At 67.1% G+C, this 12,327-nt stretch carries 12 protein-coding genes; 10 read left to right on the forward strand and 2 right to left on the reverse strand.

What is annotated here, in order from left to right; translation table 11 throughout:
• Nucleotides 1-15 precede the first annotated feature (15 nt).
• The 10 genes from panD (at nucleotide 16) to AC57B8_RS11815 (ending at nucleotide 10,511) form a co-directional block, all read left to right on the forward strand.
• Nucleotides 16-378, forward strand: a complete 363-nt coding sequence (gene panD / locus AC57B8_RS11770; RefSeq protein WP_062481508.1) for an aspartate 1-decarboxylase — start codon at nucleotides 16-18, stop codon at nucleotides 376-378.
• A 37-nt stretch (nucleotides 379-415) separates the two neighbouring features.
• Nucleotides 416-745, forward strand: coding sequence for an NAD(P) transhydrogenase subunit alpha part 2 (locus AC57B8_RS11775; RefSeq protein ID WP_062481510.1), 330 nt, complete (start codon nucleotides 416-418; stop codon nucleotides 743-745).
• Nucleotides 742-2,241: an NAD(P)(+) transhydrogenase (Re/Si-specific) subunit beta gene (locus AC57B8_RS11780; protein WP_354345439.1), complete on the forward strand. Its 1,500-nt coding sequence runs from the start codon at nucleotides 742-744 to the stop codon at nucleotides 2,239-2,241. Before AC57B8_RS11775 ends, AC57B8_RS11780 begins: the two co-directional genes overlap by 4 nt.
• A gap of 100 nt (nucleotides 2,242-2,341) precedes the next feature.
• Complete coding sequence (locus AC57B8_RS11785) at nucleotides 2,342-4,021, forward strand: long-chain-fatty-acid--CoA ligase (protein WP_070063399.1); 1,680 nt, start codon at nucleotides 2,342-2,344, stop codon at nucleotides 4,019-4,021.
• A 54-nt stretch (nucleotides 4,022-4,075) separates the two neighbouring features.
• A complete protein-coding gene (locus AC57B8_RS11790) occupies nucleotides 4,076-5,080 on the forward strand; it encodes an ABC transporter permease subunit (protein ID WP_095743299.1) in 1,005 nt (334 codons plus the stop codon).
• 4 nt (nucleotides 5,081-5,084) lie between these two features.
• The gene (locus tag AC57B8_RS11795; RefSeq protein ID WP_095949747.1) at nucleotides 5,085-5,993 is read left to right on the forward strand and encodes an ABC transporter permease subunit; all 909 of its coding nucleotides are present in this window, start codon (nucleotides 5,085-5,087) and stop codon (nucleotides 5,991-5,993) included.
• A 17-nt stretch (nucleotides 5,994-6,010) separates the two neighbouring features.
• Entirely contained in the window at nucleotides 6,011-7,036 is a 1,026-nt protein-coding gene (locus AC57B8_RS11800) for an ABC transporter ATP-binding protein (protein WP_496479694.1), read from the forward strand.
• Entirely contained in the window at nucleotides 7,033-8,055 is a 1,023-nt protein-coding gene (locus AC57B8_RS11805; RefSeq protein WP_062481037.1) for a peptide ABC transporter ATP-binding protein, read from the forward strand. The genes AC57B8_RS11800 and AC57B8_RS11805 overlap by 4 nt, the downstream gene beginning before the upstream one ends.
• 47 nt (nucleotides 8,056-8,102) lie before the next feature.
• Nucleotides 8,103-9,734 carry an ABC transporter substrate-binding protein gene (locus AC57B8_RS11810; protein ID WP_070063394.1) on the forward strand — a complete coding sequence of 544 codons (1,632 nt, stop codon included), beginning with the start codon at nucleotides 8,103-8,105 and terminating at the stop codon, nucleotides 9,732-9,734.
• Between the two features lie 3 nt (nucleotides 9,735-9,737).
• The gene (locus AC57B8_RS11815) at nucleotides 9,738-10,511 is read left to right on the forward strand and encodes a 5'-methylthioadenosine/adenosylhomocysteine nucleosidase (protein ID WP_062481039.1); all 774 of its coding nucleotides are present in this window, start codon (nucleotides 9,738-9,740) and stop codon (nucleotides 10,509-10,511) included.
• 9 nt (nucleotides 10,512-10,520) lie between these two features.
• Here AC57B8_RS11815 and AC57B8_RS11820 read toward each other — a convergent pair whose 3' ends face one another.
• Together AC57B8_RS11820 and corA are read right to left on the reverse strand one after the other, a co-directional pair.
• Complete coding sequence (locus AC57B8_RS11820; protein ID WP_496479695.1) at nucleotides 10,521-11,273, reverse strand: YoaK family protein; 753 nt, start codon at nucleotides 11,271-11,273, stop codon at nucleotides 10,521-10,523.
• Nucleotides 11,274-11,330: 57 nt separating this feature from the next.
• Nucleotides 11,331-12,317, reverse strand: coding sequence for a magnesium/cobalt transporter CorA (gene corA, locus AC57B8_RS11825; protein WP_056584267.1), 987 nt, complete (start codon nucleotides 12,315-12,317; stop codon nucleotides 11,331-11,333).
• Nucleotides 12,318-12,327 lie beyond the last annotated feature (10 nt).

The following is a 12,327-nucleotide window of genomic DNA, read 5'->3' on the forward strand; positions in this document are numbered from 1 at the left end:
AGCAGGCTGCCTTCCATGAACCGCACCATGCTCCGCGCGAAGCTGCATCGCGCCACCGTGACCGAAGCCGACCTGCACTACGAAGGCTCGTGCGGCATCGACGAGGACCTGCTCGACGCGGCCGACATGCGCGAGTACGAAAAGATCGAGCTGTACAACGTCAACAACGGCGAGCGCTTCTCGACCTACATCATCAAGGCGGCGCGCGGTTCGGGCGCCATCTCGCTCAACGGCGCGGCGGCGCGCAAGGCGCATGTGGGCGACCTGCTCATCATCTGCACCTACGCCCCCATGACCGAGGCCGAAGCCGCCGACTACAAGCCCAAGGTGGTGCTGCTTGGCGATGCCAACCGCATCAACGAAGTCAAGAAGCTCTGACAGGGCACGAAAGACCGAACGAGGAGAACACAACACCATGGAAATCGTTTCGCACACCGTCATCAACCTGACCATCTTCGTGCTGGCCATCTACGTCGGCTACCACGTGGTCTGGACCGTCACGCCCGCGCTGCACACGCCGCTCATGGCCGTGACCAACGCCATCTCGGCCATCGTGATCGTGGGCGCCATGCTGGCCGCCGCGCTCACCACCACGCCGCTGGGCAAGACCATGGGCGTGCTCGCCGTGGCGCTGGCCGCGGTGAACGTCTTCGGCGGCTTCCTGGTCACGCGCCGGATGCTCGAGATGTTCAAGAAGAAAGACAAGAAGGCCGCCCCCAAGGCCGCAGAGGGAGCCGCCAAGTGAGCATGAACCTCGTCACGCTGCTGTACCTCGTTGCCAGCGTCTGCTTCATCCAGGCCCTGAAGGGCCTGTCCCATCCCACCACCTCGATCCGCGGCAACATCTTCGGCATGACCGGCATGGCGATCGCCGTGCTGACCACCATCGCGCTGGTCCACGGACAGGCGCGCGCCCTCAACGTCGACTTCACCACCGGCATCGCCTGGGTGCTGGCCGCCGTCGTGGTCGGTGGCGGCCTCGGCGCGTTCATGGCCAACAAGGTCGAGATGACCAAGATGCCCGAGCTGGTCGCCTTCATGCACAGCATGATCGGCCTGGCCGCGGTGTTCATCGGCGTGGCCGCGGTGGCCGAGCCCTGGGCCTTCGGCATCACCGCCGCGCCCGTGGCGGCGGTCGTCGGTGCGCGCACGCCCGATGGCGCGGTCCTCTTCGAGGGCTTCGTGCGCCATGCCATTCCTTATGGCAACCGACTCGAGCTGTTCCTGGGTGCGGCCATCGGCGCCATCACCTTCAGCGGCTCGGTCATCGCCTTCGGCAAGCTCTCGGGCAAGTACAAGTTCCGCCTGTTCCAGGGCGCGCCGGTGCAGTTCTCGGGCCAGCACATGCTGAACCTGGTGCTGGGCCTGGCGACCATCGGCCTGGGCCTGGTGTTCGTGGCCACCGAAAGCTGGCCGGCGTTCTTCGCGATGCTGGCGCTGGCCTTCGTGATGGGCGTGCTCATCATCATCCCGATCGGCGGCGCCGACATGCCGGTGGTGGTGTCGATGCTCAACAGCTACTCGGGCTGGGCGGCGGCCGGCATCGGCTTCAGCCTGAACAACGCGATGCTGATCGTGGCCGGTTCGCTGGTGGGCTCTTCGGGTGCGATCCTGAGCTACATCATGTGCAAGGCCATGAACCGCTCGTTCTTCAACGTGATCCTGGGCGGCTTCGGCGGTGAGGCAACCACCGCCACCGACGGCGCCAAGGAACAGCGCCCCGTGAAGAGCGGCAGCGCGGACGATGCGGCCTACATGCTGTCCAACGCCGAGACGGTGATCATCGTTCCGGGCTACGGCCTGGCCGTGGCGCGCGCCCAGCACGCCGTGAACGAACTGGCCGAGAAGCTCACGCACAAGGGCGTCAAGGTGAAGTACGCCATCCACCCCGTGGCCGGCCGCATGCCGGGCCACATGAACGTGCTGCTGGCCGAGGCCGAGGTGCCCTACGACCAGGTGTTCGAGATGGAGGACATCAATGGCGAGTTCGCGCAGGCCGACGTGGCGATCATCCTGGGCGCCAACGACGTGGTGAACCCGGCCGCGCTCACCAAGGGCACGCCGATCTACGGCATGCCGATCCTGGAAGCCTACAAGGCCAAGACCGTCATCGTGAACAAGCGCTCCATGGCCGCCGGCTACGCGGGCCTGGACAACGAGCTCTTCTACATGGACAAGACCATGATGGTCTTTGGCGATGCGAAAAAAGTAGTGGAAGATATGGGCAAGGCCATCGAATAGGCCGAAGGTCCGTGCCCGCGATGCGGGCCTGATCGTCGCGGCGCCTCACGTGCGCCGTTTTCGTTTTTAAAAACTCATCCGACTCCGAGGAGACACATCCATGACCGAACGCCCCTGGCTCAGCAGCTACCCGCAAGGCGTGCCCGCCGACATCGACGCGTCGCACTACCCGTCGCTGGTGGCGCTCATGGAGGAGAGCTTCACCAAGTACGCCGACCGCACGGCCTACAGCTTCATGGGCAAGGACGTGAGCTACGGCGAGACCGACAAGCTCAGCAAGGCCTTCGCGGCCTACCTGCAGGGCCTGGGCCTCGTGAAGGGCGACCGCGTCGCCGCGATGATGCCCAACTGCCCGCAGTACCCGATCGCGGTGGCGGCCATCCTGCGTGCCGGCCTGATCCTGGTGAACGTGAACCCGCTGTACACGCCGCGCGAACTCGAGCACCAGCTCAAGGACTCGGGCGCCAAGGCGATCGTCATCATGGAGAACTTCGGCACCACGCTGCAGCAGTGCATCGCGAGCACGCCCATCAAGCACATCGTGCTGGCCTCCATGGGCGACCGGCTCGGCTTCCTGAAGGGCGCGCTGGTCAACTACGTGGTGCGCAACGTCAAGAAGCTGGTGCCGCACTTCAGCCTGCCGGGCGCCGTGCGCTTCAACGACGCGCTCGACAAGGGCGCGGGCGGTTCGCTCAAGCCCGTGGCCACCGGCCCCGACGACGTGGCCGTGCTGCAGTACACCGGCGGCACCACCGGCGTGTCCAAGGGCGCGGTGCTGCTGCATCGCAACGTGATCGCCAACGTGCTGCAGTCCGAAGCCTGGAACGAGCCCGTCATGGCCAAGGTGCCGGCCAACGAGCAGCCCACCAGCGTGTGCGCGCTGCCGCTGTATCACATCTTCGCGTTCACGGTCGGCATGATGCTGAGCATGCGCACGGGCGGCAAGCTGATCCTGATCCCGAACCCGCGCGACATTCCCGGCGTGCTCAAGGAACTGTCCAAGCACACCATCCACAGCTTCCCGGCCGTCAACACGCTGTTCAACGGGCTGGCGAACCATCCCGACTTCAACACCGTCAACTGGAAGAACCTGAAGGTCTCGGTCGGCGGCGGCATGGCGGTGCAGGCCGCGGTGGCCAAGCTCTGGCTCGAGAAAACCGGCTGTCCCATCTGCGAAGGCTACGGCCTCTCGGAAACCTCGCCCTCGACCACCTGCAACCCGACCAACAGCACGGCCTACACCGGCACCATCGGCCTGCCGCTGCCGAGCACCTGGCTCAAGCTGCTCGACGACGACGGCAACGAAGTGCCCACCGGCGAGCGCGGCGAGATCGCCATCAAGGGCCCGCAGGTCATGGCCGGCTACTGGCAGCGCCCCGACGAGACCGCCAAGGTCATGACGCCCGACGGCTACTTCAAGAGCGGCGACATCGGCGTGGTCGACGAGCGCGGCTACTTCAAGGTGGTCGACCGCAAGAAGGACATGATCCTGGTGTCGGGCTTCAACGTGTACCCGAACGAGATCGAGGACGTGGTGGCGATGCTGCCCGGCGTGCTCGAATGCGCCGCGGTGGGCGTGCCCGACGACAAGACCGGCGAGGCCGTGAAGCTCGTCATCGTCAAGAAGGACGAGTCGCTCACCGAAGCGCAGGTGCGCGAGTACTGCCGCGCCAACCTCACGGGCTACAAGCAGCCGCGCGTGATCGAGTTCCGCACCGACATGCCCAAGACCCCGGTGGGCAAGATCCTGCGGCGCGAGCTGCGGGATAGCAAGAAGTAGTAAGGGTTCCGCCCGGGTGGGGCCGGGGCATCGATCTTGCATATTCGCGGGTCGATGCTCAGATTCATTTACGTTCGCCTAGGCTTGCTCGTGCCGACCTTCATCGGCATGACGCTGCTGGCCTTCTTTCTCATCCGGCTGGTGCCGGGTGACCCCATCGAGACGATGGCCGGCGAGCGCGGGATCGACCCCGCGCGCCACGCCGAACTGCGCACCGCCATGGGCCTGGACAAGCCCCTGCTCGTGCAATACGGCATCTACATCGGCCGCGTGCTGCAGGGCGACCTGGGCAAGTCGCTCATCACGCAAGACACCGTGATGAGCGAGTTCCTCGCGCTCTTTCCGGCCACCGTCGAGCTCGGTGTGTGCGCGATTCTCTTCGCGCTGCTGCTCGGGCTGCCGGCCGGCATCCTCGCGGCGGTGCGACGCAACTCCATCTTCGACCACGGCGTGATGGCCACGTCGCTCACCGGCTACTCGATGCCGATCTTCTGGTGGGGCCTGCTGCTCATCCTGTTCTTCTCGGTGCAGCTGGGATGGACGCCGGTGTCGGGCCGCATCTCGGTGCAGTACTTCGTCGAGCCGCAGACCGGCTTCTTGCTGATCGACGCGCTTCGCGCCGGCGAGACCGAGGCCTTCTGGTCGGCGCTGCACCACCTCATTCTTCCGGCCATCGTGCTGGGCACCGTGCCGCTGGCCGTCATTGCGCGCATGACGCGCTCGGCCATGCTCGAGGTGCTGGGCGAGGACTACATCCGCACCGCGCGCGCCAAGGGCCTGTCGCGCTTTCGCGTGGTGGGCTTGCATGCGCTGCGCAACGCGCTGATCCCGGTCGTCACGGTGATCGGCCTGCAGATCGGCGTGCTCTTCACCGGCGCGATCCTCACCGAGACCATCTTCTCCTGGCCCGGCGTCGGCAAGTGGCTCATCGAGGCCATCGGGCGGCGCGACTACCCGGTGCTGCAGGGCGGCATGCTGCTGCTGGGCGGCATCGTGATGCTGCTCAACCTGCTGGTGGACATCGCCTACGGCGTCATCAACCCGCGGATCAGGCACTGAGTCGATGACGAGCAACACCCACGCAGTCCCCCCCGGCTCGCAGGCCTCGGCGCCTCCCGGCCCCTGGCGCGAGTTCTGGACCGCCTTCTCGGCGAACCGGGGCGCGGTCATCGGTCTCGTCACCATCGTGGTGCTGTTGCTGGTGGCGCTGTTCGCACCGTGGATCGCGCCGCATGCACCGAACGAAACCAACGCCGCCGCGTTCCTCAAGCCGCCGGCCTGGCAGGAAGGCGGCTCGTGGACCTACCTGCTGGGAACGGACGCCATCGGGCGCGACATCCTGTCGCGGCTCATGCACGGCGCGCGGCTGTCGCTGTCGATCGGCGTCGCGGTGGTGGCGTTGTCGGTGGTGGTGGGCGTGGTGCTCGGGCTCGTCGCCGGCTTCTTCCGCGGCGCGCTGGAGATCGCGATCATGCGCATGATGGACATCATCCTCACGATGCCCAGCCTGCTGATGGCTATCGTGATCGTCGCGATCCTCGGGCCGGGGCTCGTCAACGCCATGCTCGCGGTGGCCATCGTCGTGCTGCCGCACTACGTGCGCATCACGCGCGCCACGGTCATCGCCGAGGTCTCGCGCGACTACGTGACCGCGGCGCGCGTGAGCGGCGCCAGCACGCTGCGCCTGATGTTCCGCGAGGTGCTGCCCAACTGTTCGGCGCCGCTGATCGTGCAGGCCTCGCTGGGCGTCTCGACCGCCATCCTCGATGCGGCGGCGCTCGGCTTCATCGGCCTGGGCGCACAGCCGCCGTCGCCCGAGTGGGGAACGATGCTGGCCGATGCGCGCGAGTTCGTGCTGCGCGCGTGGTGGGTCGTGACCTTCCCGGGCCTCGCCATCCTTGCGGCCGTGCTGGCCTTCAACCTGCTGGGCGACGGGCTGCGCGATGCGCTCGACCCCAAGCTCAAGCGCTGACGCAAAGGAGAGCACAGATGCCTTTGCTGGACATCAAGGATCTGCACGTCGAGTTCCCCACGCAAGGCGGCGTGCTGCATGCCGTCGACGGCGTGAGCCTCACGCTCGAAGAAGGCGAGGTGCTCGGCATCGTCGGCGAATCGGGCTCGGGCAAGAGCGTCACGATGATGGCGCTCATGGGCCTCGTCGGCTTCCCGGGCCGCGTGCGCGCGGACCACATGCGCTTTGCAGGCAAGGACTTGCTCGGCATCTCCGACAAGGCGCGCCGCACGCTGGTCGGCAAGGAGGTCGCGATGATCTTCCAGGAGCCGACCACCAGCCTCAACCCCTGCTTCACCATCGGCTTCCAGCTGATGGAAACGCTGCGCCTGCACCTGAAGCTCGACAAGCGCGAAGCGAAGAAGCGCGCCACCGAACTGCTCGAGCAGGTGGGCATTCCCGCCGCCTCGTCGCGCCTGGGCAGCTACCCGCACCAGCTCTCGGGCGGCATGAACCAGCGCGTGATGATCGCCATGGCCATTGCCTGCAACCCGCGCCTGTTGATCGCCGACGAGCCGACCACCGCGCTCGACGTGACCATCCAGGCGCAGATCCTCGACCTGCTGCGCGACCTGCAGAAGGAGCGCGGCATGGCGTTGGTGCTCATCACGCACAACATGGGCGTGGTCAGCGAGATGGCGCAGCGCATCGCCGTGATGTACGCGGGGCAGGTGATGGAGCACCAGCGCGTCGACCGCTTGTTCGCATCGCCACAGCATCCCTACACCGAGGCGCTGCTCGCGGCGCTGCCCGAGCGCGCCGCGCCCGAGGGCCGGCTCGCCACCATCAGCGGCGTGGTGCCCGGCGTGCACGACCGGCCCGCGGGCTGCCTGTTCGCGCCGCGCTGCGGCTACGTCACCGAGCGCGCCTGCCAGGTGCGCCCGGCGCTGCGTGCGTGGCAGGGCGCCGAGGTGCGTTGCCACTTTCCGCTCGGCGAGCCGGGGCGCGCAGACGCCATTGCGCAAGACCCGCCGCGCGCTGCCATCGCGGAGGTGCTGCCATGAGCGACGCATCGCCACCGGAGATCGTCGCCGAGGCGCGCAACCTGCAGCGCACCTACGCCGTGCGGCGCGGGCTGTTCCGCGCGCCGGCGCAGCTGCGCGCCGTGGGCGACATCTCGTTCCGCCTCGAACGCGGGCGCACGCTCGCGGTGGTAGGCGAATCGGGCTGCGGCAAGTCGACGCTCGCGCGCATGGTCGCGCTGATCGAGAAACCCACGGCCGGGCAGCTGACGCTGATCGGCGCCGATGCCGTGAGCCCGCCGCATGAGCGCAGGCGCGAGCTGCGCCAGGCGGTGCAGCTGGTGTTCCAGAACCCGTACGGCTCGCTCAACCCGCGCAAGAAGATCTCGGCGGTGCTCGAAGACCCGCTGGCCATCAACACCACGCTGAGCAAGCCGGAGCGCGCAGAGAAAGCACGCGAGATGCTGGCCCGCGTCGGCCTGCGCCCCGAGTACGCCAACCGCTACCCGCACATGTTCTCCGGCGGCCAGCGCCAGCGCATCGCCATCGCACGCGCGCTCATGCTGTCGCCGCGCCTGCTGGTGGCCGACGAGCCGGTGTCGGCGCTCGACGTGTCGATCCAGGCGCAGGTGCTGAACCTGCTGGCCGACCTGCAGGCCGAGCTGGGGCTGGCCTACCTCTTCATCTCGCACGACCTGGGCGTGGTGCGCCACATCGCGCACGACGTGCTCGTGATGTACCTGGGCCATGCGGTGGAGCAGGGCCCCAAGTCGCGCATCTTCGCGCGGCCGCTGCATCCGTACACGCAGGCGCTGCTGGCCTCGACGCCGGGCCTGAGCAGCCAGCGCATCGTGCTCAAGGGCGAGCTGCCGTCGCCGCTGGACCCGCCTTCGGGCTGCGTCTTCAGCACGCGCTGCCCGCACGTGCAGCCGCGCTGCCGCGAGGAGCGCCCCGCGCTGCGCGCGCTCGACGAACGGCTGGTGGCCTGCCACTACGCCGAGCAGTTTCTCGATGGCGCGCCTGCCGTGCGCGCCGATGGTCCCGTGCTCGCCGCGTCCTGAAGAAGAGTGGAGTGGCGATTTTTTCAACCCTGTCTCGAGGAGTCCCCATGAAGACCCAGTCCTCCGTTTCGCGCCGCTCACAAAAGCTGGCGCTCCTGGCACCGGCAGCGCTCACGGCCCTTACCCTGGCCTGCGGCGCCGTGTCAGCCAAGACGTTGGTGTACTGCTCCGAAGGAAGCCCGGAAAACTTCTATCCGGGCATGAACACCACCGGCACGTCCTTCGACGTGACCACGCAGGTCTACAACACCATCGTCGAGTTCGAGCGCGGCGGCACCAAGGTGATGCCGGGCCTGGCCGAAAAATGGGACATCTCGGCCGACGGCACGGTCTACACCTTCCACCTGCGCAAGGGCGTGAAGTGGCACACCACGAGCAAGAGCTTCAAGCCCACGCGCGACTTCAACGCCGACGACTTCATCTTCATGCTCGAGCGCCAGTGGAAGGAGAGCGACCCCTTCTTCAAGGTCACGAGCCAGAACCACTCCTACTTCAACGACATGGGCATGCCCAAGCTGCTGAAGTCGGTGGACCGCATCGACGACCACACGGTGAAGATCACGCTCAACCAGGCCGAAGCACCGTTCCTCGCGAACCTGGCGATGCAGTACGCGGGCATCCAGTCGAAGGAGTACGCCATCGCGATGCTCAAGGCCGGCACGCCCGAGAAGGTCGACCAGGACCCGGTCGGCACCGGCCCGTTCTACCTCGTGCAGTACCAGAAGGACGCGATCATCCGCTTCAAGGCCTTCCCGCAGTACTGGGGCGGCAAGGCCAAGATCGACGACCTCGTGTTCGCAATCACGCCCGATGCCTCGGTGCGCTGGGCCAAGCTGCAAAAGGGCGAGTGCCACGTCATGCCGTACCCGAATCCGGCCGACCTCGACGCGATCCGCAAGGACCCGAACGTGCAGGTGCTGGAGCAGCCGGGACTGAACGTGGGCTACCTCTCGTACAACACGACGAAGAAGCCCTTCGACGACGTGCGCGTGCGCAAGGCCATCAACATGGCGATCAACAAGAAGGCCATCATCGACGGCGTGTACCTCACGACCGGCGTGGCCGCGAAGAACCCGATTCCGCCGACGCTGTGGTCCTACAACGATGCCGTGAAGGACGACCCGTACGACCCCGAAGCGGCCAAGAAGCTGCTGGCGCAGGCCGGCTTCCCCGACGGCTTCAGCACCGACCTGTGGGCCATGCCGGTGCAGCGCCCGTACAACCCGAACGCCAAGCGCATCGCCGAGCTGATGCAGGCCGACCTGGCCAAGATCAACGTCAAGGCCGAGATCAAGAGCTTCGAGTGGGGCGAGTACCGCAAGCGCCTGCAGGCCGGCGAGCACCAGATGGGCATGCTGGGCTGGACCGGCGACAACGGCGACCCGGACAACTTCATGTACACGCTGCTGGGCTGCGCCTCGGCCAAGTCGGCCAGCGGCAGCAACATCTCGAAGTTCTGCTACCAGCCGTATGAAGACCTCGTGGTGAAGGCCAAGAGCGCGACCAAGCAGTCGGAGCGCGATGCGCTCTACAAGAAGGCGCAGGTCATCTTCAAGGAGCAGGCGCCGTGGTTCACCATCGCGCATGCGGTGCAGCTGAAGCCGGTGCGCAAGGAGGTCGTCGACTTCAAATTGAGCCCGTTCGGCCGCCACACGTTCTACGGCGTGGACATCAAGTAAGCCATGGCCGCTGCGCCCATCGCCATCGTCGCGGCCATGCACGAGGAGCTGAGCGCGCTCCTCGCGCGCATGCCCGACGAGCAGCGCATGCGCATCGCCGGCCGCGACTTCTGGGTCGGTCACCTGCAGGGCCAGCCCGTGGTCGCGGTGCTGTCGCGCATCGGCAAGGTCGCGGCGGCGGTCACGGCCACGGTGCTGCTCGAGCGCTTCGGCGTGCGGGCGATCGTGTTCACGGGCGTGGCGGGCGGGCTGGCACCGGGCGTGAATGTCGGCGACGTGGTCGTGGCGACCGAGCTGCTGCAGCACGACATGGACGCCTCGCCGATCTTTCCGAAGTACGAGGTGCCGCTGATGGGGCGTTCGCGCTTCGCGGCCGATGCGGCCATCGGCGATGCGCTGGCGGCGGTGGCCGAAAGCACGCTGCGCGATCCGGTGGGCCTGGTGGGGCAGAAGGCGGTCGATGAGTTCCATCTGCGTTCACCGAAAGTGCATCGCGGCCTGCTGATCAGCGGCGACCGCTTCGTGTCGACCACCGCGGAGTGTGGGGCCCTGCAGCGTTCGCTGCCCGACGCGCTCGCGGTCGAGATGGAAGGCGCTGCGATGGCGCAGGCCTGCCACGACTACGGCGTGCCCTTCGCGGCGCTGCGGACCATCTCGGACCGCGCCGACGATGCCGCGCACGGCGACTTCACGCGCTTCGTGGCCGAGGTGGCGAGCCGCTACAGCCTCGCGCTCGTCGACGCCTGGCTCGCCTCCCTGCCGCGCGACGCGGCCTGAAGCACCTGCCTACGGTGCGAGCCGGCGCAGTTGCGGCAGGTCGCGCAGCAGCGGCGGGATCGACAGCGCCAGCAGCAGCGCGGCCAGCGGCACGACGCAGATGAAGCCCACGTGCTTGAAGCCCAGCGCGCCCACGGCGCCGCCGAGCACGAACATGGCGACCAGCCCGCCGCAGCGGCGCAGTCGGCTGCGGTCGTGGCGCACCGGCAGCGGCGTGGACGGCGCGCGCCGGTTCCAGTAGAGCATCTTGCCCAGCTCGATCCCCACGTCGGTGATGTTGCCGGTCATGTGGGTGGTGCGCGTGCTGCCGCCCGAGGTCTTCGATGCCACGGCGTTCTGCAGGCCCATGATGAACGACAGCAGCAGCACCGTGAGCGGCACCGCGAACGGCGTGGCCCAGGTCAGCGTGATGGCGCCGGCGAGCCCGAACGGGAACATCAGCGCGGCCTCCAGCAGCAGCGGCAGCGCATACACGCCATGCAGCCGGTGCTGCCGCGCCCAGTTCACCAACACCGCGCAGGCCGCGGCGCCGCTCACGAACGCCAGGATCGCGCCCAGCGCGTTCAGCAGCAGCGTGAGGTTGCCCAGCACCATGCCGTCCGCCAGCTGCGAGGCGAAGCCGGTCATGTGCGAGGTGTACATGTGCAGCACGAGGAAACCGCCCGCATTGATGGCGCCGGCGTTGAAGGCCAGCAGCAGTCCGAGCGCGGTGTTCGTCGACGGCGCGCGGTGGCGGTTGGTGAGAAAACGAAGTCTGCGCACGGGGGCTCTCCAGGTCAGCTGCCTGCCGACAGCCACTCTAGCACCCGATGCGCGGCGTTACTTGAGCCAGCCGCGCCGGCGGAAGTACCACATCGGCACCAGCGCGCTCGCTGCCATCAGCGCGATGGCGTAGGGGTAGCCCATGGCCCAGTCGAGTTCGGGCATGAACTTGAAGTTCATGCCGTAGATGCTCGCGATCAGCGTGGGCGGCAGCAGCGCGACGCTGGCCACCGAGAAGATCTTGATGGTCTTGTTCTGGTTGATGTTGATGAAACCGACGGTCGCATCCATCAGGAAGTTGATCTTGTCGAAGAGGAAGGCCGTGTGGTTGTCCAGCGATTCGATGTCGCGCAGGATCTGGCGCGCCTCCTCGAACTGCTCGGCGTTGAGCATCTTGCTGCGCATCATGAAGCTCACGGCGCGGCGCGTGTCCATCACGTTGCGGCGGATGCGGCCGTTCAAGTCTTCCTGCCGTGCGATGGCGCCGAGCACCTCGCCGGCCAGCTCGTCGCTGACGTTGCCCGACAGCACCTTCTTGCCCGCCACCTCGAGCTCGTCGTAGATGTTCTCCAGCGTGTCGGCCGAGTATTCGGCGTCGGCGTCGAAGAGCTTGAGCATCACTTCCTTCGCGTCTTCGATCAGCCCCGGCGCGCGGCGTGCGCGCATGCGCAGCAGGCGGAACACGGGCACGTCTTCGTCGTGGATCGAGAACAGCACGCCGCGGCTGCGCAGGTCGGTGTTGTGCTGGTTGAGGATGAAGGCGACGCGCACCGTGCGCGGGTCTTCGTCGTCGTCGATCAAGAAGTCGGAGCGGATGTGCAGCTCGCCGTTGTCTTCCTCGTAGAAGCGCGCCGACTCCTCGATGTCCTCGTCCATCGCGTCTTCGGGAATCGAGAGGCCGTAGTACTGCTTGATCCAGCGCTTTTCCTCGAGCGTGGGCGACTCGAGGTCGACCCAGATCGGCTGGAACTTGGAGAGCTCTTCGAGCGACTCGATCTCTTCCTGGACGAGGCGGCCGTTGGCGAGCGTAAAGATGTTGAGCATGGGCTCACTC

The organism is Variovorax sp. BGA-UO-ETr-C22 (assembly GCF_059567965.1).

What these genes read in the sequence shown, in the direction of transcription:
- panD (WP_062481508.1), top strand. Translation starts at nt 16, where the DNA reads ATGAACCGCACCATGCTCCGCGCGAAGCTGCATCGCGCCACCGTGACC.
- AC57B8_RS11775 (WP_062481510.1), top strand. Translation starts at nt 416, where the DNA reads ATGGAAATCGTTTCGCACACCGTCATCAACCTGACCATCTTCGTGCTG.
- AC57B8_RS11785 (WP_070063399.1), top strand. Translation starts at nt 2,342, where the DNA reads ATGACCGAACGCCCCTGGCTCAGCAGCTACCCGCAAGGCGTGCCCGCC.
- AC57B8_RS11790 (WP_095743299.1), top strand. Translation starts at nt 4,076, where the DNA reads ATGCTCAGATTCATTTACGTTCGCCTAGGCTTGCTCGTGCCGACCTTC.
- AC57B8_RS11795 (WP_095949747.1), top strand. Translation starts at nt 5,085, where the DNA reads ATGACGAGCAACACCCACGCAGTCCCCCCCGGCTCGCAGGCCTCGGCG.
- AC57B8_RS11800 (WP_496479694.1), top strand. Translation starts at nt 6,011, where the DNA reads ATGCCTTTGCTGGACATCAAGGATCTGCACGTCGAGTTCCCCACGCAA.
- AC57B8_RS11805 (WP_062481037.1), top strand. Translation starts at nt 7,033, where the DNA reads ATGAGCGACGCATCGCCACCGGAGATCGTCGCCGAGGCGCGCAACCTG.
- AC57B8_RS11810 (WP_070063394.1), top strand. Translation starts at nt 8,103, where the DNA reads ATGAAGACCCAGTCCTCCGTTTCGCGCCGCTCACAAAAGCTGGCGCTC.
- AC57B8_RS11815 (WP_062481039.1), top strand. Translation starts at nt 9,738, where the DNA reads ATGGCCGCTGCGCCCATCGCCATCGTCGCGGCCATGCACGAGGAGCTG.
- corA (WP_056584267.1), bottom strand. Translation starts at nt 12,317, where the DNA reads ATGCTCAACATCTTTACGCTCGCCAACGGCCGCCTCGTCCAGGAAGAG.